We start from the raw sequence: 23,311 nt of genomic DNA, 5'->3' as shown, positions 1-23,311 counted from the left end.
TCCGGTCCTGTCGACTACTCGGGGCCCGTCGCGAGCGCGTCGATCAGCCGTCTGTTGAACTCGATCAGCCGAGCGTAGTTCACCCGGGAGATCCGCTCGTCGGTTCCGTGGATCGTCGCCAGGTCCGCCGCGGTCAGCACGATCGGCGCGAAATTGCAGCGGGTGACGGCGAGATCGTCGTAGTGCCGGGAATCGGTGGCTCCCGGCACGATGCCGGTGGTGACCGCGATACCCGGCACCACCGCCTCGGCGAGCGCGGCGATCATCTCGTAGGCGGGACCGGGAGTGGCGCTGCCGGACGGTTCCGACGACATCCCGACCAGTTCGATGCGGATGTCGGCGTCACGCACGACCTCGCGGCAGTGCTTCAGCACCGTGTCCACCGAGTCGCCGGGCAGAATCCGGAAATTGACCAGCGCTTCGGCATGCTGGGGAAGGACGTTCGCCTTCACCCCGCCGCGGATGACGGTGGGCGCCGTGGTCGTGCGGACCATCGCCTCGGTCTGCGGAGTCCGCGCCAGGATCCGGGTGATGAACGGCGCGACGACACCGACCGACGCCAGACCGAGCAGACGTCGCCTTGCCTCGGGCATCGCGTGGCGCAGTCGCGAGAGCATGTCGATCGCGCCGGGGGTGAGCCGCAACGGCATCGGATTGTCCTGGACGCGCGCCACCGCGCGGGCGAGCCTGCCCACCGCGGTCTGCTTCCCCGGCATCGAGGAATGCCCGCCCACTTCTCGCACCGACAGTCGGACGGTGGCATAGCCCTTCTCGCCCAGCATGATGGACGCCACCGGGCGATCCACCCCGTCGGCGACGCCCCGGGTGATCACGCCGCCCTCGTCGAGCAGCAGATCCGCGCGCACCCCCGCTTCGCGCAACCGCCGTGCCATGCGGACCGCGCCGTCATCGCCGAACACCTCCTCGTCGTGTCCGAAGGCCAGGTAGACGGTGTGCCGGGGCCGCAGACCGTCGGCGAGCGCGGCCTCCACCGCCTCCAGGATCGCCACCAGCCTGCTCTTGTCGTCGATGGCGCCGCGACCCCAGATATGGTCCGCGTCCACCATGCCGTCGAACGGCGGATGCGTCCAGCCCGGTTCGTCCCCGACCGGAACCACGTCCTGGTGCGCGAGCAGAATCGCCGATACCCGATCAGGCTCCGCGCCCGCCCAGCGGTAGAGCCTGCTGCGACCGAAGGTCTCCAGCTCGAGTTCGGCGTGCGTCAGCGGGAAGGACAGCTCCAGGTGCTCGGCCAGGCGCGCGAACTCGCCGTCGGCGGCGTCGGTCGGTTCCTCGGTGGAGATCGTGACGCAGCGCAACGCCCGCGCCAAGCGCTCGGCGACCGCGTCGTCGACCGTATTCGTCTCGGGGGTGGTCGGCGCGGGCCCACCGGCGTTCACGGTCGGCCCGTTTCGTTCGGCAAGTTCATGAACATCACTGCATTGTTCAACACCTCGGGCGCGAGCGTCGTCGTCTTCTCCACGCGCCACTTCGCGTGGGCCTCGCTGGTGCCGCCGGTCAGATCGGGCACCCTGGGGTCGGTGAGCAGCGGGAGTTCGAGTCGGGCGGCTTCGACGGTCACCCGTGCGTCGGCCGGTGCGTGCGACCACACGTCGTCCACGACGTCGGTGATCCGCACCCCGAGTCGATGTCCGGCCGCCAGCGGCCAGTCCTGGGCCAGCGTCCGGATCCGAGTGTCGGCGGCGACCGGCGCGATACCGCGGGTGACGAGTGTGGCGTGCCCGGTCGGCTCGACGTCGTAGATCTCGATCGTCGCCGTCGCGGACGGGGGACCGCCGAGCCGCAGCGACGCGGTCGCGACCCCGGACAGGTGCGTCACCCGGTCGAACGGCTGCGAGATCGACCAGATCTCCCGGTCCGGACCGGGAAGGAAACCGCGATCGGTATAGGCCCCGGTCCGCAGCTCGACCGGGTACCGGCGCGAATCCGCCGGGGGCCACGCGGATTCGGCACGCCACCCGCCGTCGAACTGGCCGACAGTCACCTTCGGTCCCGGAATCTCGACCGGCCGCAGCGCCACATGCCGGTCGAAGAACGCCAGCAGTTCGGTCTCGAAATTCGGTGTGCCGCATTTGGTGTGACAGTCGCTGTGGCCCCACTGGCCGAACCACGCGCGATGCTCACCGGGCCCCTGCGCCTGCCACAGGTCGAATACGCGATCCGGGCGGGTATTCGCGTCGAGGAAACCCTGCCCGAGGAACAGCGGAATCGTATTGCCACGGGTGGCCGTCACCAGATCGCGATCCCGCCAGCCGGGCCGGTTCGCATCGTGGTCGCCGGTCAGCGACAGATAGTCCTCGGCGCACCGCTGCGTCATGGCGATCGCGTTGGCCTGGTATTCGGCGGAATCCTCGGGCCGACCCGGTGTCGACGCGATCGCGAGATGTTCCAGCCCGACCTGATCCGCGGGACGTATTCCGTTCTCGGTCACCGGCTTTCCCGAGAACTTCCACGAAACGCCCTGCATGTACAGATACGAGTACGGATCGACCACCGGGGAGAACGCCGCCACCGCCGCGAGCCCTTTCGGCTTCGCGGCAAGGCCCAGCAGTCCGGTCCAGGCTTCGTAGGACACCCCGACCATGCCGACCCGACCCGTCGACCACGGTTGGCTCGCCGCCCACTCCACCGCCGTGACCACATCCGAACGCTCGCCCGGCCCGCCGTAATCCGGGCAGCCGTCGGAACCGCCGAAACCGCGCAGGTCGACGATGACGTAGGTGTAGCCCGCCCGCAACGCCATCTCCACCGGGAGGGATTCGGTGGACGGCCCACCCGTCAGGCGGGGCAACGAGATGTAGGCGGTGTGCGACCGGTACGGGCTGACCGTCAGGATCACCGGGGTCCGGGCGTCCTCGGGCAGGCCGGCGGGGCGCAGGATGTCCGCGTGCAGCCGGGTGCCGTCCGGCGCGGTCAGGTAGGTCTGGCGATACTGGTGCGTCACCGGAACCCCGTCCGACCACGGATCGGCGACCGGCCGTGGCTCTGCCACCGTCACCGGGGCCGTCACCCCGACGGCCAGCATCAGACCCGCCAACACCCGCACCACGACCGACACCGAACTCACCCATGGACTATCGCCGCATGTCATCGGCGAGTCCAGACCCCGGAACCGGGGGTCCGTTTCGGGGTGCGCGATATGCGGACCGTGTCGCCCACCCTCAACTCGTGCGCCCAGCGCGAACCGCCCCGCCCGGCCGGATCGAGCCGCACGTTCGCCACCCGAGACCGAGCCGGTCCTCTGGGGCGCGGCGCCCAGCTCGCCGGTCGGGCTCCGTCCGGAATATGGATCGAGCGCACATCGAACACGGCCAGGTGGGTGGTCGGCGCTTCGCAGGTCAGTGGAGCGTCGACGCGGGCGAGCGCTCGGGCGCGGAGTTCGGTCCGGTCGATGTCGAGGACGAGGAGATCGTCCGGGCAGGACCGGACCGGAAAAGCGTAGCGGCGCAGGGTCGTCGGGCCGTATTCGTCGAGGAGCCAGGAACTCCGGTCGAGGGTCGCGAGCACGCGGGCGCGGTCGCTGCCCGTCGCGGCGAGTTCGTCGGCGAGTTCGGTGCGCCGCGCGGGATCGGTGACCTCGCGTGGCGTGAAGCCCGGCGCGGTGGGGGAGAGTTCGACGCTTCCGACCGCTTCGGCCGGACCGTCACGGTCGGCGGCGGCCCCACCAACCGTCGTGACGCCGTCGATCGCGGCCCGCGGCACCTTGAACACCACGAACGGCGTGTAGGCGCGTGCACACTCCGGATGATCGATGCCGCCGAGAAACTCCGGCCGCAGATCGGTGCCGACCCGTCCCAACTCCGCGCTGGTCGGCGCACGGCAACCGGTGCTGGTCACCAGTGCCAGATAGGCGTAGGTGTCGGTGTCGCCGAGAAGTTCGGGGTGTTGGACGACCTGCGGCAGAGTCGACGCCGCGCCGCGCCGGGACGCGAACCACCCTGCGAACGCCTCGGCGGCGGACTCACTGTCGATGAGCGCCGTGAAGGGCGGTCCGTTGAAGCCGGACGGATCGAACTCCACCACTTCGGCATCGAAATCCACCCCGCCGGGACCGACTTCCGGCGGTACGGCCCGCGCGTCACAGCCTGCCAGCGCGCACAGAGCCGCCACGGTGCCCAGCACGGCTCGTCTCGTTCCACCCACACGGGAATATCCTCCGGAACGGAGGCGGTGTTAGCACCTACGGTGCGATAAGACCGCCTCCGAGATCGGCTCCGACCGCGGTCGAGGACACGGGTAGATTGCATCCAGTTCGAGGTACCGGGAGAAACGAGACCATGAAACGCCCACCCGTGAGCGTATTCCGCGGAACACGTCTGTCGATCCCCGTCCTCGCGGCCGCGGTCGTCGCCGCCGACCAGCTCACCAAATGGTGGGCGCAGACCAGCCTGACGCCGGGCACCGCCACCCCGGTCGCAGGCGAATTCCTCCAATGGCGGCTCGTGTACAACCCCGGCGCGGCCTTCGGCACGGCCGCCGCGTACACCTGGATCCTGACCGTCATCGCGGGCGTCGCCGTCATCGGTCTGTGCGCACTGGCGCGCCGCGTACACACCTACCCCGGCGCGACAGCCGTCGGCGTCCTGCTCGGCGGCGCGATCAGCCATTTCGCGGATCGACTGCTGCGAGCCCCCGGCTTCGCCCGAGGCCACATCGTCGACTTCATCGACTACAACGGCTATTTCGTCGGCAATGTCGCCGATATCGCGATCGTCGGCGGGGCCGCGGCGCTGGCACTGCTCACCGTGCTGCGTCTCGAACCCGCCGCGTCACCGGAGCCCGCACGCCTCGACAACGCGGCGTGACCCGTGGCGCCGACGCCCCGTTTGCTCGGCGCTTCTCCCGGGCTCCGGACCGGACGGTCGATGCACCGACTGGCACCGCATCGCCGCGCTCCGGCGCTGGTCGCGCGGGCATGACAGGCGGCGATCGAGGCTTGCGGCATGTGTGCTTCGCGGTCCCTGTGCTGACGACGCGACGCATGCGGCTATCTGTCGCCACCCGTTCGGCAGGACGCGGCCCGCTCGAGCAGCAGCGTCCGCTCGGCCTCGTTGCCGGTCATCGCCGCGGCCCGTTCGAATTCCGAGCGAGCCTCGTCGCGACGTTCGAGTTTGAGCAGCAGGTCACCCCGGACGGCAGGCAGCAAGTGGTAACCGCGCAGGGCGGTGACGGCCGACAGTTCGTCGACGATGGACAACGCGACCGCGGGTCCGTCGGCCATCGACACCGCGACAGCCCGGTTCAGCTCCACCACCGGCGAGCCGGTGAGCGCGCCGAGCTCGCGATAGAGCGCGGCGATGCGATGCCAGTCGGTGGCATCGGCGCTGGTCGCGCGGGCATGACAGGCGGCGATCGACGCTTGCAGCACGTAGGACCCGCGTCCGCCGAGTCGGTCGGCCCGCCGCAGCGCACCTCCGGCATGGGTGATCAGCAAGCGGTCCCAGCGGGTCCGGTCCTGACGGTCGAGCGGCACCGGCCGACCGTCGGCATCGGTTCGGGCCCGCAGCCGTGACGCCTGGAATTCCATCAGCGCCACCAGTCCGTGCGGCTCCGGTTCGTCGGGTGCGAGGGCGGCGAGCATCCGGCCGAGCCGCATCGCCTCCGCGCACAGCTCGGCACGCGTCCACGAATCGCCGCTGGTGGCGGAATATCCCTCGTTGAAGACGAGGTAGACGACCTCGAGTACCGAGGCCAACCGCGCGGTCAGCTCGTCGCCGACCGGGACCTCGAACGGAACCCCCGCGCTCGACAACGTCTTCTTCGCCCGCGAGATCCGCTGGCCGAGCGTGGTGGGCGGGATCAGGAAGGCGTGCGCTATCTCGTCCGTGGACAGCCCCGCCACGGTCTTGAGCGTGAGCGCCACCCGCGCGTCGCGGCCGAGCATCGGGTGGCAGGCGGTGAACATCAGCCGCAGGACGTCGTCGCCGATATGCCTGTCGAATTCGATCGCGTCCATCGGATCGTCGCCGTCGGGCATCTCGCGGGCGAGCAGTGCGAGTTTGCGCTCCAGGTTCACCCGGCGGCGGACGGTGTCGACCGCGCGCCGTCGGGCGACAGCGAGGAGCCAGGCGCCCGGCTTATCCGGGACGCCCGACTCCGGCCACTGCTCCAGCGCCGCGATCAGCGCGTCCTGGGCCAAGTCCTCGGCCAGATCCAGGTCGTTCACGGTTCGCGCCAGCGAGGCCGTCAACCGCGCCGACTCGATCCGCCAGATCGCCTCGACGGTCCGCTGGGTCGCACTGGTCACCCGATGCCCTGTCCCTACAGCCCGGTCGCCTCACGCAGTTCGGCCGTCAGCGCCTCGCCGAAATCCTCGGGCCCGTACAACGGCCGCACCTCGACCACACCATTGCGGATCGGTGCCCGGCGCACCCACTCGAGCGCCTCCTCGAGCGAGGACACCTCCCAGATCTGGTACCCGGCGATCAACTCCTTGGTCTCGGCGAACGGTCCGTCGAGCACCGACGAACCGCCGTCCGTGTCGAAAGCGACCCGCTTGCCCGCCGAACTCGGCTTCAGCCCCTCACCGGCCAGAATCACCCCCGCCTTGGTGAGTTCGTCGTTGAACGCCTCCATCTCGGCGAACTCCTCGGCGGTGGGCGGCACCCCACGCTCGGTCTCCTCGGTCGCTTTCCCCAGAACCATGACTCGCATGAACGCTCCTTCGCCGCCGGGGCCGACCCACTGTTCGCGGACCGTCTCAACCCTGACTCACCCCTACGTCGATCGGCAAGCACCGGTTTCGACATCGCCGCCCGAGAAAATTTCCGGTAGAACGACCACGTGCGATGTGCCTCGAGTTGGTGTGCGGCGTGTCTTGCTTCCACGAGGTACTCGTCCATCGATTTTGTCTCAAAAATATCTCAAAACTAGGTCGTCGTTGGATTCGCTGCTTTCGCAAATGGCCGGGATCTACCGCTCGGGCAATCATCCGCAAGCCAAGGCCTACCTGATGTTCCGCAGTCCACCCCTGGATATAGACCCGCGAGACCAGGCTGCGGCGCGAGCTCTCCTGTCAGCCGCGTTCGACGGCGAAACAGCCTGGCACACAACGGAACTGCTCGCCAGCGTACTGGCCGACCCCAACGCCTACGTCGACGCGCTCGCTCAGGTCCGCATGGACTCGTGGTCGATCGGACGCATCGCACTGACCGGCGACGCCGCCCACTGTCCGTCCCCGGTCTCCGGCGCCGGAGCCGAACTCGCACTGGTCGGGGCCTACACGCTCGCCGGAGAACTCGCCTCCCGCACACCCGAACGCCGCGCCGCGTTTCATCGCTACAGCAGATCCACCGCCCGCTCGTCCACCGGAAACAACAGGTGGGCCCCAATCTACGGCTGATGGTGCCGAAAACACGTCTGGGGATAGCGGTGCGCAACACCATCGCCCGCCTGCCCCTCCTGGAATCGATGGCGGGTATGGAGCGCCTCATGGCCCCGGCGGCCACCGAACCTCTCCCCGACTACGGACTCTCTTCTCCCCCACCGTTTGTTGGTTCATGACGGTGGGATCCGACTCTCCAGCAAGCGTGTGTCGCCGCGCGTTCAAGCCGGGATGGTTCGACGAGGCCGCAGCGGCGTGTGGTCGCGGAACGCTTCTATTGCGGCGGCGACTTCGAAGGGTGTTGTCGCGTTGGCGATGGCATCGCGGTAGAGGACTCTGTTCGCAACGGCATCGAGATCGAACCCCCAGACCATCGACATCAGCGGAGAGATGAACAGTTCGGCACCTTTCGCACGAGTGCGAGCCAGCGAATGGTGATCGCCGTATTCACCGCGGGCAGCGTCGGTAATCGAGGCGCAGACGATGCTCTCGCGACCGGGGGTGTGTTGCTGGACCCAGTCGACGGCCTCGAGCCATGCATCGGTACAAGAGGTGCCGGGCAGTAGGGCGAACACACCGTGATAGGAGCCGAGTTTGGCGAGGGCAGCGACGTTTTCGAGGAAGTGTGCGTGGCAGACGCCGTGGAAGGCGTCCACACCGAATCCGACACAGACCGCGAGTTTGACTGGAAGATCGAGCGCGTGGGCCCCCAGAAGACTGGTGATGTCTTCGACCGGTGTCCCGAGTCCGGCCTCGTCACCGGTCATGAGCAGGTCGGTGCCGCCGTCGACCAGAACTATGGCGTCCAAGCGTAACCCGCGGGCCAGCCATGCGTAGGCGGCTCGGATGTCGGCGGGCCCGCCCTTGCGGATCAGGAAGATCCGGTCGGGGTAGGCGTGGTCTCGTAGCCAGACCGCGAGATGCTTTTCCGGGAAATAGGACATCGGACCGGTGGTTTCGGCATCGATCTCGAAGAGCCCCGCGGCCACCGGTTGCGCGCCGATGCGGGTGACAGGTGTGAAGGTAAGGTTTGCCAGGAAGACCGTTTTGTGACGTTCGTGCAGTGCGAAGGCCAACGGCAGGCCACTGAGCAGGTCGAACCCGCCACCGGCGCCGGCAATCAGAACTCGCTCGCAGTTCCGCAGGCGATGCAGCAGCGGTGTGTCGAAGAGGGTGAGAGCAGCCATCCAACAAAGTATGCTGCCCACCCGTCGACCGAGTGACTACTCGCCGTTCGCGGGACGGCACCGCCACCCTCTCCCGGGCACAAGCCGCCGGGCGTGAGCGGCCCGCTAAGACGACCGTGGGCTGCAAGTTCGTCGACGGGCTCGAAATCCATGCTCGCGCAAGACGTCTCCACCGACCGGTAAGCAGAAGACCTACGTCGCCACGACGGCTCAGGTGTGGGCGTTGCACGACGCGATGCCCGAGCACATTCGTCCGGCAATTCTGCTCGGAACGTTCGTCGGGCTTCGGGTGGCGGAGGTGTCGGCGTTGCGGGTCGACGATATCGATTTCGTGCATGGTGTCGTATTGCCGAAAAGGCAATGGCCGGATAAACGTTGAAGACGAAGTCCAGCGAGACCGCGGTTCCGATTCCGCACGAATTGACGTTGCTGCTCTCGGCCGCGGTGAAGAAGTGGCCGAACGAATACACGGTGACCAATGGCGAGGGAAGCAGGTGCCACCGTGGATCATCGAACGGCGTATCCGCGAACTGCGGGAGGTGGGTGCGGTGCCGGGCCTGCCCGAGGAATTCGGCTTCCACGATCTGCGGCACTACTTCGCGTCGCTGCTCATTCCAAGGGGGCCGACATCAAGACCGCTCAGGCTCGGGTGCGCCGTGCCAGCGCCAAGACGACCTTGGACACCTACGGGCATCTGTGGCCGGACGCAGACGAGTCCACCCGCTTCGCGATCGGTGAAGTGATCACGGAACGGATGGACTCGGCTGGGACTACTACGGATGGACTGCGTACGGAAGACCTGAAACAGATGCTCCGTTGCAGGTCACGCCACTACGAACCCTTACACGTCGAAGTAGAGCTCGGATTATGAACTGGGCGTTTGGTTCGTTGGTAGCCGTTGGCGTCGGTTGCCCTGAACTGCGGGTTTGTCGTTGTGGCGTTGGTCGGAATCGGCTATCGGTGGGGCCGCTGCGTATGAGCTGCGTATGAGAGCCGCGCGCAGGGGGGTGGTCGACGCTATCGCCTGTGCCCCGGAGCGCCTACTCGTCGTTCTGCGTGGGTCACCAGTCTAGGACGTGTCTGACGCGCCGACCGGCGTCAGCTTGGTGACTTCCCTTCCCTTGCTTCCTCGTCCTGGCCATCTCTGAGCTGAGGGAGGTCGTGTCAAGGGCGCTCTTTCCCTTGACTCGTCCGAGTGAGGTCAGACAATCGGGCCATGAGGAGGCAGGGGTTTCGCAACCACGCGATGCCACGTCGACATGGTGCCGCGTCCGGCTGCCCCACGCCAGATTTTGTTAGCAATTCATCTGCGCAGGTCAGCACGTTCGTCGTGTGCCCGAGCCTGCCAACCACGGGGCACTACAGTGCCTCTCAAGCCTTCTGACGGCCTGGCTCCGGGCGATCTGTGGGCGTTTGTGGTCGAAACTAGTCGATGAGTCGATCAAGCACCCCGCCTAGACCGACCGTTGTGCTGACTTGTGTCGGCGGTGCTCTGCAGATTGCTCGGCATGCGCCTTGGGTGCCCCGCTGTTCTGACGCAGCCCGGATCCGGTAGTCTGCACGATCGAATCTGTCCGATCACTGTGCAGCACAAACAAGTCAAGTGCGAGGGGTAGGTCAGCAAATGAAGGTTAAAAACACTATTACGATGACGGCCGCTACGACCTCCGGCTTCTTCGCATTTTTTCTGGCTGATTTTGAGCCCTTGGCAAAGTCGATAGCTACGGTCGCCAATGCGGATATGACCGATCCGGCGACCGCCATAACGTGGGTTTCTATATATCTTCGATTGAACGTATTCCTACTCGTTGGATTAATTACCGTAGTGGCGAATCTAGTTTATCACCACCGCCGACCGACGAACCTCAAGGGGCGCCCTCGGTTCGGCACTGACGATATAGTAGACGAGATGAAGGCGCTCGAGACGGAGTTAGTCAATCTGACCATCTCGGGATATTCCCTCAGTTTTGCACAATCAATAAGGCACTGGTTGCAGGAGAATCCAAAACCCGATCTTGTCGTCAAGTTGCTCATCTCAAGTCCCGCTTTTTTGCGCGAATACTGCAAGGAAGAGATTAATTCAATCGATTCGCGTATCTATCGACAAGAAGCTATGGTTCGCGAGTGGCTGGATCTCGAACGGGCAGGGCGCGTAAAGAAGGTTGAAGTCTACCATTTTAAGTCTCTCGCCGTCGAGTACTCAGTATCTCTAGATCGCGAAGTGACTTTTGTAGGGATCTACCCATGGCATTCTGAAAATGGAAAGCACAAACTTATCAAGACGCCTACCTCATCACGTTACATGGAGCGTTTGACCAGCGCCGATGGGTTGCCATTTGAATACATGAATAAAACATTAGAATCACGTCAGATTGACGGTGCGAACCACCACTACGCAAATGCATAGCACCGAGACTGCACCTGTATCTTGGGAGAAGGAATTAATTCACCCGGCGTGCACGAGGCTGGACGCCGGTCCCGCGTTCGCATAGCGTAAGCCACTAGCCGTGACAAAGCTGCCGATGAATCCCATCTGCGCGCGCAACACCCCTGTCCGGAGCGGCAGTTTACGGTGCGCATCGCACCCCTGACCTAGCGTTTCCCGCAATTCCAGGCGAGTCCGGAAATGGAATTTGATGCATACGCGCTAACTTCCACGGGCCCGAACCAGAAACCTGCCGATTAATCCGGGCGTCCGATGGTGTCTGCGGAGGTATGCGTAACTGTCTGCGATTCAATCGATCTCAGAAGACTGCGTGCCGCGTCGTCCGGTGTTGTCCGACAAGATCCGGGAGCATTTGTAGTGGCAAAGTAGTCATCGACTCATACTGTCGCAAGTACAGGCGCTTGTCCTGTGGCTAGTGACATACTGGTGGGCATGCGTGCAGTACGGCCTCGACGGAGGAAGCTCGATCCGGGTTGGTATGCGAAGAGCGCTGCGGCGCATCAGAAGAGGCAGCGCAAGCAGGCTGAGGAACGTGCGGCACGACGAACGCCACCGGCCGGTGATGTGACTATCATCTCGGCCGATGGCACGATACGGGTGGAGCCAGCCCTGGTGGGGCGGCACCTGCGCGCCGTTGTGAAGGAGCGGCCGCCGATCTCGGCGAAGTTGAGGCACGATGTGCTTGGCCGAGATGGATACTCGTGCCGGTACTGCGGCTACGACGGGCCGGTATTGGAGATCGAACACGTAGTGCCTATAGCGAAAGGCGGCGCGACCAACCTGTCAAACCTGGTCGCCGCGTGTGGTCCTTGCAATCGCAAGAAGGGTACTGCGGTCTGGAAGCCGAATCCGCTACCAAGGCGTCGACGGCGAGCATCGCCCTTGAGGAGTTGAAGTCATGTCGTAGGTTGTCAGCCGGCCGCGCACCCCGGCAATCGCGACTCACTGCAACCGCCTGACTCCTAGGACTACTGGCTGAGTGTCTCTCGATCATCCAGCACGTCTAGTAGCGTCGGGCACAATCGCCTCCACCTCGGCCCAGTGGGCACTGATGTTGTTCTCTCCCTACGAGGTACAAGTTGGCCACTGGCGCCTTGTAGGCGTCGGATGGGTTCGGCCGGGCGCTGCTGGTCCGCCGACTAGGGCCGGTGGATATCCACGGAGGTATCCTTCGGCCAGGGGTTCGTAATTGACAGTAAGGGGGGCCTCATGGTCCGCGTTTCGGAGCACTATGGAATTTCAGGGGATCAGGGAACGCTTGACTTCATCGATGTCGAAATAGACCGCGACACACTCCTATTCATCGATCCGGCGGTGATCGCTTCGATAGATGGACCATGGGAGAACGCCTGCACATCGGCGATCCAGAGCTTTTTTCAAGCAGTTCTGGATTGCATAAAAAATGGTGAGCAAAATAAAGCAAAATCTCTACTTTCCCGCTTGAGCGAGGACAACTCGACTCGGCTAGGATATTCATCTCGAAACCGCGGTAGCGGACTCGGCCTAAAACTCGCAGAAGAATTCTACAAAGAACTTTCGAGCAGTCGTGCCGTTCAGTCCGGATTAATCGCCGATCTCGAAGACACAGCATTGCTAATTGACAACGTGGGCGAAGACCGAATTTCGGATGTCGTAACTAATATAGTTCGAAATCTACTCGCCGAATACACTCAAGCGGCTGCCGAATACTATGGAATTCCTCTCAAGCGGAATGTGGCCATGCATCCATACTGGGCGCCGTCGACCAAAAAGTGGACGACCGCATACTTCGATCTACCCATAGCGGGAGGATCGCCGCTACTGCTGGTGCCAAAGAGCATCGTACGCAAACTGCTGCTAATAAACCCTGGCGAGTACTATCAACACTATGTACTGACTCAACTTTTCGACGAAGAACTACGTGGGCAATCGCAGTTGACAACTGCCCTTAGATCGGAAAAGCGACCTCGCATCACCAAGGCCAGTGTGGATCGGATGCACAAAGACCGGTTCAAGGGCCTACGAGGCGCTGAAAAGCGAATTAGCCTGGAAACTACAGAAAAGAATCCCGACCTTATTGCCAGGTACAAGCAAGACAAACTGAAGAATCCACCTGCCGCAATTTCCGCAGCCATCATCGCGGAGGTCACGAAAACAGAGCTGCCAGACCTCGATGCCCTGTTGCAAACGGTGACTTCAATGCCCGGTGGCGGAGGCTCCCTTGCAGACAATTACGAGAAGGCCATCGAGGCACTATTGTCGGCACTACTTTACCCGAGCCTGGTGAATCCCGTTAGGCAGGAGAAGATTCACGAAGGCAGAAAGAGAATCGATATCTCATATACGAATATGGGACGGAACGATTTCTTCTACTGGCTATCGCAGCACTATCCAGCGGCGAATGTCTTTATCGAGTGCAAGAATTACACGCGACCGCTGAAAAACCCCGAGTTCGATCAACTGAGTGGAAGATTCTCTCCGTCGAGAGGTAAGTATGGGATACTCGTTTACCGTGGATACTCAGACAAGCCTGCCGTCCAAAGGTCACTAAAAGACACAGCGGTCGATGACCGCGGCTATATAACCGCTTTGGATGACGAGGACCTCGGCGTCCTGGTCGATGAGTATAAGAAGGTTGGCAGTGCAACGTTGCTCGATGGCCTGCTGCACACTCGTTTTAAGGCACTGACGCATTAGGTCCATTACCTACCATCAGTCGTGAAAGATCGTGACCAGACTGCGAGTCCGCGACCGATGCGTGGGGAGTTGGCATTACCGCAACCTTAGCTGTGCTAGCCAATTGTTTCCGCCAGGTATTCGATTATTGCCTCCAACTTTGGCCCATCTAGCGGAGACGTCCACTCGACCACGATTGCTGAAGGGGTTCCGCTCGGGTGCCTGGATAAAACCTTCATGCCAGACACCGCAGGGTATACATGGTTCGTGATGACAAGTATCGGCACCGACCTTCCCGAATCGATCCCGAACTCGCGTTCTAGATCCTCCAGGGAAATAACGCCACGAGTGTGCATAACTGCTACTTCCACTAAGGGGGTAGAGTTACGCATTATCGTGAAATCAATTGACGATAAGCCCAGATTGGGAACAATTTCGATATCTTTGGTATTCAGGTTTAATATGCTTCCAATAACTGAACTCTCGTAGGCCGATGCATAGTTCGCGGCGGTAAAGATGGGCCGAGGGGTAGATACTGTGGCATCCACCTGGTCTATGGTAGATGGGTCTACTTGGATTGAAAGCAGCCGATCAGCAAGGCGGAGAAATCCTGTCAGGGTTGTTTGATGGTATGGATGATTAGTTCTCGTAGCCATCTCTGCTCTGAGTTCGGGGCGTGGGCCGATAACTTTGCCGTCCGGCGCTCTAAGGTACCAATCCTCTTTCTCGTCATTTGTGACAAACAGTAGCGGTTTGTCCATTTTTTCGGCGTGATCCAGCAGTTCGCACCAGATAAGATAGTCACCCTCGGGGTTCGGCTTCTTGTTCTGTCCCTCAGTGTCTTTATACCCGGGCGGAATCCGCTTCAGGTAGCGCTTTGCGCTCTCGGCGATCCTCAACCCAAGTACGGCTGCGTCCGGTCGGGCGCCTATCGAGTCGGGAGAATCGAAAAGATCATCAATTGCGGCGCGTATCGGATCGTCGCTACCAATTTTTTCGAATTCTACTACATGCTTCTCTCCTAGAACTTTTAGTTCTGACTGAAGTTTTTGTATTGATTCTTCGAGCAGCTTGATTGGAGCTTTTCTTACTTCGGGGTCTGAAATCTGATTTTCGAATTTAGACTTGACTGCGCGGCCAGCCTTTGACACCTCGTCGGACAGTTCGGAAAAAACGCGCGTTTGATCGTACGCGTTGCGAAGTCGGTTTCGTTGATACTCAAGTCCAACCTGGTACGGTAGCCATAGCCGCGGACGAATGCGATCGTTCCCTAACACCGTGAGTACTTGATGGCGCTGCTCGTCGCCTAGACGGTAGAGGTGATGAAGAATATTTGCGTCGAGGGCGATTACTCCGCTCAAGAACACATGCTTGAGGACCTTCTCGGCTGGTGTATACCACTCCGGGTACGCGTGGCGCATACCGTACCTAATCATGTCAGCCACTTCCCGCTCGCGTCGGGCAGCAGGCAGCATGTCCGGGTGACTTCCCTTCCCCTGCTTCCTCGTCCTGGCCATCCCTGAGCGGAGGGAGGTCGTGTCAAGGGCGCTCTTTCCCTTGACTCGTCCGAGTGAGGTTAGACAATCGGGCCATGAGGAGGCAGTGGCTACGCAACCACACGATGCCCCCGTTGATGGGCTCCGTGCGCTGCTGTCGGTCGACGGATTTTGTTCAGCAATTCATCCGCGCAGGTCAGCTCGGTTTCGGAGTTCTTGTGACCGGACCACAGCCAGGCCCCACGTACGTAGCCGGCGGATTCGGTGGGCAGCTGCGGGAGATCAGGTCGAGGACGGCTCACGAAGTGCCCAGCACTGCTCACGTGAACGAAAAGGCGGCCAGCTCTGAAGAGTCCGCGTGATGCCACGTCGCCGAAGCGGATGCCAGAATACGCGAACTGGATCAAAATGCGCTCCGGCGGCCGAGCGCTGCCGACGCGCCGCCACCTCCGAGGCTTGCCGAGGAGGTGAGCGGTTGCGCGGTGGCGGCGCTTGCGCCGCCGGTGCGCTCTTGACTCTATATAGCGAAATTCAGCAACCACTTCGGAAAGTGATGGCCGTAGCGATCGTCAGAGTTTGAGGACTGCGACTGTCTTGTCATCGTGCCGCTTGGCTCGGGGCTGTGTTCGCCCGTCCGGGTCGGAGTCGGCTTCCCATGCGTGAATCCGTGCGAGTAGTACGGCTAGGTCGGCGCTGGGAAAGGTTGCGATGCCAGGCCAGTCGAAATCGACTGCTGTCTGAAGGTCGGAGACGCCATCTGTGGCGAGAATGATCCACGCGAGTTCTTCGCGGTCGTACGTGCTGGTGAATGAGTGGCACGCCGCCTGGGGGTCGGCTTCGGCGATCCAGTAGCCGCCTGGTTGGTTGCGGTGTGCGCGCTCGTGAGCTTGGAGCGACTTCAAGATGATGTGGTGCGTGTCGTCGTAGCCACAGCCGGTCGCAAGTCGTTCGGTGTAGCGGGTGGCGTCGGGTAGTCCGAGTTGAGACAGACGTTCGTCGGTGGTGATGCTGACTCGGCCGCTTCGGTAGCCGACAATGACGGAAGAGTCTCCAAGCACGAGGGATTCAACGGTGTGTGGCAGGGTCCGCACGATCGCGACGGTGCTGGATGGGGCGTAACCAGGCTTGAGGCGAAGTGCCTGGGCGGTGGTCGCTATGGCTTCGTGTAAAACGTGGGGGAGCGGGGCCGTCGAATCGACCGTGCGACTGAGTTGGATACCGAGTTCGTCCACGTAGTCACTCGCGCATGGCATCGTCGGATCGTGTGCGGTCGCGCCGTCCAGGACAATCACCGAATGCGGAGTGAGGACCAGGCGGTCATCTCCGGAGTTTGCGGGCAGCTGCGCGGATTCGACGTGGAGGGTCATCGGGTCACGGCGTACGGTCCGATGAGGAGACGGCTGTCCGTGATTGCCCGTTCCTCGGTGAACGCGCACTCGATGATGCAGTCGGTGAGTGCTGCGTCGGGATCGTAGACGGTACGAAGGTTGTTGGTGAGCCAGTGCGCTACACCATCGGACCCGATTGCGGTGATGCCAGCAATGTGCACGATGACTCGGTTCCCGTCGACTCGTCGAGACAAGTAGCCGATGTCCCGGTGGGTGCCGTCGGTTCGGTATGGAGAGAAGTGTTTGGCACCTTCGCGTATGTCGATGATGGACCACCCCTGATCGGTGCGGTCGAAGGCTAGCAAGGGGTCAGTAGCCAGAAGATTACGGGCGACCGGTGCGGAAGCGGGTCCGCACACAATGATGCAATCGCCCGTGGGCGTGTCCTCGGTGGTGGGGTGGATATCGAATTGCGTTGTTTTAAAAGACAATTCTTCCAATGCACGTTCTAGGCGTGTGCGGGTGGCCGCATCGTTGCTATCGACGTATGAGCGTTCGCGGCCCTCTTCGACGCCGATCCGTCGGGGTACGCCGATAGCGATCGGCCCGACGCCGTAGAACGCTCGCTCGGGTGGGGGTGCTGAGACGCGAATCTGGCTGATTCGGCCTTTTGTAAGCCCGAGTTTGGTACCGATCTCCGAGTAGCTGAGACCGTGTTCACGGTGCGCCTGCTCGATAGCGGCCTTTCGAAGGCGCGACAGTTCGGTGGTCCGCTGCTGATAGACCGTGATGAGTTCGCCAGCACGTCGCCCGCGTCGGATCGGGTCCGGGTCGTTGCGGATCGCATCGAACTCGTCATCACTGGTCACCTGCCAGAGTTTAGTCCCCCTTGACCGCTCGGGGGAGTCGGCCTATCCTTGGGTTTACCCCCCCTAAACCGCCAACGACCCAAACGGCGCGCCACGTGGTTTAGGCCCCCTAAACTCGAGAGGTTTCAGAAATGGCTTTGAACGATGTGTGGTTCAACACGGATTTCGGCGGGGCGCACCCGAAGGGTTTGTTCCTGCTGGGCGCTATCTCGGCGGTGACGGAGTTCAGCTCCGATCGGAACGCGCCAAAGATTCAGAAGGTCGATCTCGACCGTGAGGGCAACGGCACCGGTAAGCGCTTGTGGAAGGGCACGGTCACCGATCCGACCGCGGCGAACGCGCGTAACGCCAGCTTCGACGTGGTGTTCGTCTCCGATGTGATGCCGGTTCCGCCGGTTGCCGAGATCGTTCCGGGGATGACCCCGATCGAGCTGGACGGCATGCAGGTCAAGCCGAAGGTTGTCGGTGCGGGGGAGTTCAAGTCGATCGGCTTCAACGTCCGCGCGACGGGGATCAAGGGTGACACCTCCGGTACTCGGCAGGCTCCGGCCGATCCGGGCGCTTCCCGTCCGAACTCGACCGGGTAAGGCGGCGTGATCATGTCGCAGTATCAGATCCGGTCGAGCGTGACCACGGATGTGACGGTCGATGAGGTGACCGCGAAGTATCACCCGGCCTACGAGTTCCGCGGCGGTGACTTCTCGGCGTCGGTTCAGATCAAGTTCGGGATTCACAGTGCGTCGTCGGTGACGTTGAGCATCGCTGATGCCCGCGCGTTGGCCGAGCAGCTGCCCGCGATCCTGGCCGAACACGACTCCGTCACGGTGTCGGTGCCGGTGTCGCTGGTCAAGGCGGCGTGATGAGCGCGGCGGATCAGCACAAGTCGACAGCTATGAAGTGGGCTCGCTGGTCCGCCGCTGTCATCATCCTCGCGGTCGGTGCCGCGGCGTTCCGGCTCTCGTTCACCACCTTGCAAGACCTGGCCGTGCTCGCCAGGGTGCCGAAGTCGGATGCGTGGCTGTTCCCGCTGATCGTGGACGGCACCATCCTGCTCGCCACCTTCGGCGTCCTGGTGTCGCCGAGCAAGACCAGCGAACAACGGTTCTTCCTCGCGGTACTCGGTATCGGTGCCGCGGTGTCGGTGGCGGGCAACAGCATCCACGCGATGGCATCCGGTCACCCGTTGCCGGGTTGGGCGGCGGCGATCGTCGCGGCGGTGGCACCGATCAGCCTGCTCGCAGACACTCACGGGCTGGCGTTGTTGTTCCGCACGGTCCAACGCGCCCCGACACCCGTCACAGAGTCGACTGCGGTGGTGGCTTCGGCCGGTGAGGTTGCGGTCGATCCTGTGTCGGCCGATCCCGAACCGGTGGCCTCCGCTACTCCCGAACCCGTCTCGGTCGCCTCGAAGCCCGTGGCGAAGAAACCCGCTCGTACCGATCCGAGGACGGTGGCTCGCGCGGTCGAGCTGCACCGTGACGGCATGAAGTACGCCGACATCGCCCGCGAACTGGGTGTGTCGGCACGCACCGCGGCGAAGTACGCCAAGTCCACCGATACACCGGAATCCGTTGACTACGAGACGGTCCCGGCCGAAGTCCTCGACTCTCCGACTCCTGCTCCCGAACCCGAACGCGCCCCGGTGCGTGTGGCTGCTGCGGCGGTTCCGGTTCGTGTGGCTCCTGTTCGTCCCGTGCGTCCGGTGCAAACAATGCTTCCGGTCGCTGCTGTCCCTGCTGGGGGTTTCTGATGGTCTCCGTCCTCTCGATCGCCGTCCCTTCCGTCTTCGCCGCGGTGATGGCTCCGGCCGTACTGCTGGCCTCCGCTTCGACTCCCGACGCTCCGGTGTCGCATCCGGTTCCGGGTGAGTGCGTGATGTTCTGCGACGAACCCCGCGGACTGTCGCCGGAAGCGTGCGTCATGTTCTGCGTTGATGCGCCCGTTCCGCCCGCTTCGGAGGGCTGCCGCCTGTTCTGCGAGCTCGACCGTCGCTCCGATGACTGGGGGCTGTGACATGTACGAGTCCTTCGTCAACGTCATGCCCAACGTCGAGTTGGGCGGGGTCACCTATCGGCCCCACGCGATCGCCACTGACCCGGCGTCCCCGCCAATGGTGCGAATCGCGTTCGACACCTTCGGTTCCGGGCTGTCGCTGACCATCGCTGATGCCCGCGCGGTGTTCGCCGGTCTCGGTGACGCGCTAGCCGAACATGATCGCCTGGCCATTGCTCTGGTGAAGGCGGTGGCGTGATGGCTGCCCTCGACGCCATCGTCTTCGGTGGTGGCCTGGTTGCCGCGTCGGCGGGCATGTGGTGGCTGCGTTCCCTCGGCGGCGGTGTCCGACCGTCCCACCCGGCGGATGTCGCCGATGTCGCACCCCGCGAACTGCGTACGGCGGTGCTGGTTGTGGCCGATCCTCGTCAGCGGGCGCACATGTTCACCGCGCTCGGTCTCGGGTCGCTCGACACCGGTTTCCCGCCGTTGGAGGACTGGGTTTACACCGAGTACGGGTTGCAGATCGACCTATTGATGATGGCCGGTCAGAAGCGCAAGGACTGGGCCGGTGACGACGCTCTCGACGCGTTGGCTCAAGTGCTGGCGGTCAAGGCGGTGACCGCGGTTTTCCCTGATCCGGGGGTGGTTCGTCTGCAACTGCGGGTGTGGGACACACTCGCGGACCCGACAAGGGCGTCGGGGGTTCACAACGGCGTGGACTTGCAGGCGCTCCCGGTCGGGGTGCTCGAGGACGGCGGTACCTGGCTGCTGCCGATCCTGTACCGGCATCTGTTGATCGCGGGCGGCACCAACGCCGGTAAAGGCGGTCTGGTGTGGGCGATCATCGCCGCACTCGCCCCGGCCATCGCTTCCGGTTTGGTGGAACTGTGGGTCGCCGATCCCAAGGGCGGGATGGAGTTCGGCCGCGGCAAAGCCTTGTTGACCCGGTTCGAGTACACCGAAGAAGGCATCGTCGCGATGATGGCCGACGCCGAAGCGGCGATGCTCGAACGCGCCAACCGTTGCCGTGAGGCCGGTATCGAACAACACGTCCCCACCACCGATGAACCGCTGATCGTGATCATCGTGGACGAGGCAGCCTCGATGACCGCCTACGCCGAGCCGGACTCGATCAAGAAGTTCGACCGCCACTACGGCAAGGTCCTGACCCAGGGCCGTGCCGCGGCGTTCTCGGTCATCACCTGCGTGCAGGACCCGTCGAAAGACACCCTGCCCCAACGCCAGCTGATCCCGATCCGTATCGGTCTGCGTCTGGACGAGAAAACACAGATCGGCATGGTCCACGGCGACTCCGCGCGTGAACGCGGTGCCCGCTGCGACGAAATCCCGTACACGACACCCGGTGTCGCCTACGTGCGCGAGGACGGGACACCGAACATCGTACGAGCGCGCTCGTACTTCGTCTCCCGTGAGGATATCGCCGCCCTGTGCCAGCAGTACGCGCCCCGCGGTCACGGCATCGACTTCGCGCCGCAGGGCGACTACTCCGACTTCGACCCCGACGACCTCGGCGACGGCGACACGGGGCCGGTGGCGGCATGAACCGGCCACGTACTGCCGCGAGACATGTCGTCGTCTACTGCGACGGCTGCGGGGATGTCTACGCCGAGCACGAGGACGAGGGCATCGTCTTCGACTCCATCGCCCAACTCCTGAGCAACGTCGGTGCCGACATGAGGCGCGCGGGTTGGGTCTTCGACGGGGACCAAGTGCTGTGCGACGGCTGCGCTGCCGACGAGCGCTGCGAACAGGCCGGTCACCACAGCGTGCCGCCTGATGCGGACTACTGCCACGTCTGTGGCATCGACATCGACAAAATCAACGGGGAGAACCAGTCATGAAGCGCAACAACAGCACTCGTCGCACCGATTCCGGCTATCAGGACAACGTGATCGACCTGGCCTCGCGTCGGCGCGGACAACTCGAACGACGCGGCGCCAATCCGTTGGAGGTCGCGGTGGCCCTGTGCCTCGAAACGGGTTCCTTCCCGGCGTGGGACACCGATACCGATGACGGTGGGTGGGCGGCGTGAACGGGGTGTGGAAGCCCGCCCCCGGCATGGACTTCAACCGGGTCGCCGTCGTGGTTGACCGTGGCCGGATTCGGGAACGCTGCGAGGTCTTCGCCCAATACCGGCCCGAATCCCCTACCGGTGCCGGTCAGGTGGAACTGACCTTCCACCGGGAAGCCGGGTTCGCCGCCGTCGCGCACCTGGTCATGACTCTCGATGACGCCGCGTCGGTGCTCGCGGTCCTGGCCTACGCGATCGGCGACGCCTGCGACCTGACCGGCCGCGATATCCCCGAGGTGTCCCCAGTCCAGGTTCGCGGGTCAGGGGCGAGGTCGTGAGCGCCCGCAAGAACGTGGAGTGGGGCGTGTTGATCGGTGAGACCGTGCGCCCCCTGCCCAAAGCGGAGAACGTCACTCAAGCCTTGCTGATGGCCGACAAACCCAGCAATCGGGGCAAGCGCGGGAACAAGCCGGTGGTTGTGTACCGCGACGACGAACACGACATGTGGAAACGCCACCGCGACAAGACACCCGTCCCGACTCAGCTCGCTCTGTTCGATCAGGAGGCGTCATGAACACGGGCAGGCCGCGGTTGCTGGATTTGTTCTGCTGCGCTGGTGGTGCCGCGACCGGGTATCACCGTGCCGGGTTCGACGTGGTCGGTGTCGACATCGCCGCACAACCGCGCTACCCGTTCGAGTTCCACCGGGGTGACGCGTTGGAGTTCCTGGCCGCGCACGGGCACGAGTTCGACACCATCCACGCCTCCCCACCGTGCCAGGAGTACTGCACACTGCACGCGTTGTCGCCGGACAAGCGGTATCCGGATCTGGTCGCGGCTACTCGCGCCCTGCTCGACCAGGTGGGGCGTCCGTATGTGATCGAGAACGTCATGACCGCACCCCTGATCCGGTCCCGTTCGATCACGCTGTGCGGCAACGCGTTCGGGCTGCGCACCTACCGGCATCGACGCTTCGAGTCCCGACTGTCCCTGTCGGCACCGGCGCATCCGCGTCATGTGGTGCGTACCGCGACCCGCCAGCGTAAGGCCCGTTGGGCGGACGGTTGGAACATCTCGGTCACCGGTGATGTCGGCCGCTACGTCGGACCGGAGGCGATGGGCATCGACTGGATGACCGGCGACGAACTGTGCCAAGCCATCCCACCCGCCTACACCGAACACCTCGGCCACCAACTCCTGACACAACTCACCGATCCCACCGGCCCACTGACCCTGTTCGAGGTGGCATAACCATGAACACGAAAATCACTGTCCACCAAACGAACCCGGCCGACGCGATCACCGACGCCGTGCTCGGCATCGTCTGGGTTCTCGTCAAGGCCGCGGCGGTGCTGGTGTGGTGGGTGCTGCTGTTCCCGATGGTGTCCGCTCCTATCGCGCTCGTCGTCGTCGCCGGTCTCCTCGTCTCGCCGGTCGCCGCTGCCGTGCTGGGTGGGGTGTTCGCCGTGGGGATGGTGCTGTGGCGACTCGGGAGTCCGCAGACCTTCGAGCGGTGGATCACCTCGCGGGCACGGTCCCGGTTCCTGGCGTGGTTCCGCTACCGCCGACGCTGGACGCGGATGTTGTCGGCGTGCGGGTTACAGGTCGTCTTCGGCGAACAGGTCGCGACTCCGCGGCTGGCCGGTGTGCGGGTGGGTGCGTTCACCGACCGGGTGACGGTGCGGATGCTGCCCGGTCAATGCCCCGACGACTACACCGGCCGTACCGCTCACCTGGCACACGCGTTCGGTGTCCTGGAATGCCGAGCGGTCATCGTCGGCCCGTCCACGGTGGAACTGGCCTTCCGGCACCGCGATTCACTCGCTGAGCCGGTCACCTTGCCGCCGCGTACCTCGGTCGAGTGGCTTTGGGATGAGAAGGAGGCAGCGTGACTGCGCCTCAACTCGTCGGTTCGGCCCCGGTCGGGGCTGTGCCTCCGAATCGTCAGACAGCCGCTG

Annotated in this window: 26 protein-coding genes; 17 read left to right on the top strand and 9 right to left on the bottom strand. The window is 63.6% G+C overall.

The window, feature by feature from the left end:
* Nucleotides 1–14: 14 nt before the first annotated feature.
* From JZ792_RS19085 to JZ792_RS19075, 3 genes are read right to left on the bottom strand one after another with little or no spacing between them, the layout of a single operon-like run.
* Nucleotides 15–1,400 carry a M20/M25/M40 family metallo-hydrolase gene (locus JZ792_RS19085; protein WP_308165360.1) on the bottom strand — a complete coding sequence of 462 codons (1,386 nt, stop codon included), beginning with the start codon at nt 1,398–1,400 and terminating at the stop codon, nt 15–17.
* Nucleotides 1,397–3,088, bottom strand: a complete 1,692-nt coding sequence (locus JZ792_RS19080) for a CocE/NonD family hydrolase (RefSeq protein ID WP_308165359.1) — start codon at nt 3,086–3,088, stop codon at nt 1,397–1,399. The genes JZ792_RS19085 and JZ792_RS19080 overlap by 4 nt, the downstream gene beginning before the upstream one ends.
* A gap of 20 nt (nt 3,089–3,108) precedes the next feature.
* Complete coding sequence (locus JZ792_RS19075) at nt 3,109–4,164, bottom strand: ferredoxin reductase domain-containing protein (protein ID WP_216911873.1); 1,056 nt, start codon at nt 4,162–4,164, stop codon at nt 3,109–3,111.
* A gap of 134 nt (nt 4,165–4,298) precedes the next feature.
* On the opposite strand from JZ792_RS19075, the gene JZ792_RS19070 reads away from it, so the two are divergent.
* On the top strand, nt 4,299–4,826 hold the full coding sequence (locus JZ792_RS19070) for a signal peptidase II (RefSeq protein WP_216911872.1): 528 nt from the start codon (nt 4,299–4,301) through the stop codon (nt 4,824–4,826).
* A gap of 182 nt (nt 4,827–5,008) precedes the next feature.
* Here JZ792_RS19070 and JZ792_RS19065 read toward each other — a convergent pair whose 3' ends face one another.
* The gene (locus JZ792_RS19065) at nt 5,009–6,268 is read right to left on the bottom strand and encodes an RNA polymerase sigma factor (protein ID WP_216911870.1); all 1,260 of its coding nucleotides are present in this window, start codon (nt 6,266–6,268) and stop codon (nt 5,009–5,011) included.
* 14 nt (nt 6,269–6,282) lie between these two features.
* Nucleotides 6,283–6,675, bottom strand: a complete 393-nt coding sequence (locus JZ792_RS19060) for a YciI family protein (protein ID WP_216911868.1) — start codon at nt 6,673–6,675, stop codon at nt 6,283–6,285.
* Between the two features lie 247 nt (nt 6,676–6,922).
* Between JZ792_RS19060 and JZ792_RS19055 the strand changes: the two genes are divergently transcribed.
* On the top strand, nt 6,923–7,363 hold the full coding sequence (locus JZ792_RS19055; protein ID WP_216911867.1) for an FAD-dependent monooxygenase: 441 nt from the start codon (nt 6,923–6,925) through the stop codon (nt 7,361–7,363).
* Nucleotides 7,364–7,566: 203 nt separating this feature from the next.
* Here JZ792_RS19055 and JZ792_RS19050 read toward each other — a convergent pair whose 3' ends face one another.
* Entirely contained in the window at nt 7,567–8,532 is a 966-nt protein-coding gene (locus JZ792_RS19050; RefSeq protein WP_216911865.1) for a DUF1152 domain-containing protein, read from the bottom strand.
* 223 nt (nt 8,533–8,755) lie between these two features.
* On the opposite strand from JZ792_RS19050, the gene JZ792_RS19045 reads away from it, so the two are divergent.
* The 4 genes from JZ792_RS19045 to JZ792_RS19030 all read left to right on the top strand — a co-directional run bounded on the left by JZ792_RS19045 (nt 8,756) and on the right by JZ792_RS19030 (nt 13,654).
* Nucleotides 8,756–8,911, top strand: a complete 156-nt coding sequence (locus JZ792_RS19045; RefSeq protein ID WP_216911864.1) for a site-specific integrase — start codon at nt 8,756–8,758, stop codon at nt 8,909–8,911.
* A gap of 1,245 nt (nt 8,912–10,156) precedes the next feature.
* Nucleotides 10,157–10,939, top strand: a complete 783-nt coding sequence (locus tag JZ792_RS19040; RefSeq protein WP_216911862.1) for a hypothetical protein — start codon at nt 10,157–10,159, stop codon at nt 10,937–10,939.
* A 471-nt stretch (nt 10,940–11,410) separates the two neighbouring features.
* On the top strand, nt 11,411–11,872 hold the full coding sequence (locus tag JZ792_RS43220) for an HNH endonuclease (protein WP_216911861.1): 462 nt from the start codon (nt 11,411–11,413) through the stop codon (nt 11,870–11,872).
* 315 nt (nt 11,873–12,187) lie between these two features.
* Nucleotides 12,188–13,654, top strand: coding sequence for a DUF8370 family protein (locus tag JZ792_RS19030; protein WP_216911859.1), 1,467 nt, complete (start codon nt 12,188–12,190; stop codon nt 13,652–13,654).
* Nucleotides 13,655–13,749: 95 nt separating this feature from the next.
* Here JZ792_RS19030 and JZ792_RS19025 read toward each other — a convergent pair whose 3' ends face one another.
* The 3 genes from JZ792_RS19025 to JZ792_RS19015 all read right to left on the bottom strand — a co-directional run bounded on the left by JZ792_RS19025 (nt 13,750) and on the right by JZ792_RS19015 (nt 17,326).
* The gene (locus JZ792_RS19025) at nt 13,750–15,054 is read right to left on the bottom strand and encodes a PIN-like domain-containing protein (protein WP_254190038.1); all 1,305 of its coding nucleotides are present in this window, start codon (nt 15,052–15,054) and stop codon (nt 13,750–13,752) included.
* Nucleotides 15,055–15,698: 644 nt separating this feature from the next.
* Entirely contained in the window at nt 15,699–16,496 is a 798-nt protein-coding gene (locus JZ792_RS19020) for a hypothetical protein (RefSeq protein WP_216911857.1), read from the bottom strand.
* Complete coding sequence (locus JZ792_RS19015) at nt 16,493–17,326, bottom strand: sigma factor-like helix-turn-helix DNA-binding protein (RefSeq protein ID WP_216911855.1); 834 nt, start codon at nt 17,324–17,326, stop codon at nt 16,493–16,495. The genes JZ792_RS19020 and JZ792_RS19015 overlap by 4 nt, the downstream gene beginning before the upstream one ends.
* Nucleotides 17,327–17,514: 188 nt before the next feature.
* Between JZ792_RS19015 and JZ792_RS19010 the strand changes: the two genes are divergently transcribed.
* The 11 genes from JZ792_RS19010 to JZ792_RS18960 all read left to right on the top strand — a co-directional run bounded on the left by JZ792_RS19010 (nt 17,515) and on the right by JZ792_RS18960 (nt 23,245).
* Nucleotides 17,515–17,913 carry a hypothetical protein gene (locus JZ792_RS19010; RefSeq protein WP_254190033.1) on the top strand — a complete coding sequence of 133 codons (399 nt, stop codon included), beginning with the start codon at nt 17,515–17,517 and terminating at the stop codon, nt 17,911–17,913.
* A gap of 12 nt (nt 17,914–17,925) precedes the next feature.
* Nucleotides 17,926–18,186 (top strand): hypothetical protein, encoded by a 261-nt coding sequence (locus JZ792_RS19005; RefSeq protein ID WP_216911852.1) that lies wholly within the window; start codon nt 17,926–17,928, stop codon nt 18,184–18,186.
* Complete coding sequence (locus tag JZ792_RS19000; RefSeq protein ID WP_216911851.1) at nt 18,186–19,076, top strand: DUF2637 domain-containing protein; 891 nt, start codon at nt 18,186–18,188, stop codon at nt 19,074–19,076. The genes JZ792_RS19005 and JZ792_RS19000 overlap by 1 nt, the downstream gene beginning before the upstream one ends.
* Nucleotides 19,077–19,322: 246 nt before the next feature.
* Entirely contained in the window at nt 19,323–19,577 is a 255-nt protein-coding gene (locus JZ792_RS18995; protein WP_216911849.1) for a hypothetical protein, read from the top strand.
* Nucleotides 19,577–20,884, top strand: coding sequence for an FtsK/SpoIIIE domain-containing protein (locus tag JZ792_RS18990; protein WP_216911847.1), 1,308 nt, complete (start codon nt 19,577–19,579; stop codon nt 20,882–20,884). The genes JZ792_RS18995 and JZ792_RS18990 overlap by 1 nt, the downstream gene beginning before the upstream one ends.
* Nucleotides 20,881–21,183 (top strand): hypothetical protein, encoded by a 303-nt coding sequence (locus JZ792_RS18985; RefSeq protein ID WP_216911845.1) that lies wholly within the window; start codon nt 20,881–20,883, stop codon nt 21,181–21,183. The genes JZ792_RS18990 and JZ792_RS18985 overlap by 4 nt, the downstream gene beginning before the upstream one ends.
* Complete coding sequence (locus tag JZ792_RS18980; protein WP_216911844.1) at nt 21,180–21,374, top strand: hypothetical protein; 195 nt, start codon at nt 21,180–21,182, stop codon at nt 21,372–21,374. The genes JZ792_RS18985 and JZ792_RS18980 overlap by 4 nt, the downstream gene beginning before the upstream one ends.
* Nucleotides 21,371–21,691 carry a hypothetical protein gene (locus tag JZ792_RS18975; protein WP_216911843.1) on the top strand — a complete coding sequence of 107 codons (321 nt, stop codon included), beginning with the start codon at nt 21,371–21,373 and terminating at the stop codon, nt 21,689–21,691. The genes JZ792_RS18980 and JZ792_RS18975 overlap by 4 nt, the downstream gene beginning before the upstream one ends.
* Entirely contained in the window at nt 21,688–21,927 is a 240-nt protein-coding gene (locus JZ792_RS18970; protein WP_216911842.1) for a hypothetical protein, read from the top strand. Before JZ792_RS18975 ends, JZ792_RS18970 begins: the two co-directional genes overlap by 4 nt.
* The gene (locus JZ792_RS18965; RefSeq protein WP_216911840.1) at nt 21,924–22,604 is read left to right on the top strand and encodes a DNA cytosine methyltransferase; all 681 of its coding nucleotides are present in this window, start codon (nt 21,924–21,926) and stop codon (nt 22,602–22,604) included. Before JZ792_RS18970 ends, JZ792_RS18965 begins: the two co-directional genes overlap by 4 nt.
* Nucleotides 22,605–22,606: 2 nt before the next feature.
* Nucleotides 22,607–23,245, top strand: coding sequence for a hypothetical protein (locus JZ792_RS18960; RefSeq protein ID WP_216911838.1), 639 nt, complete (start codon nt 22,607–22,609; stop codon nt 23,243–23,245).
* The last annotated feature ends 66 nt before the right edge of the window (nt 23,246–23,311 follow it).

Origin of the sequence: Nocardia noduli (assembly GCF_019038455.1) — a bacterium.
In the GTDB taxonomy this organism is placed as follows: Bacteria; Actinomycetota; Actinomycetes; order Mycobacteriales; family Mycobacteriaceae; genus Nocardia; species Nocardia noduli.
This window is presented reverse-complemented; position numbering and strand designations above follow the sequence as displayed.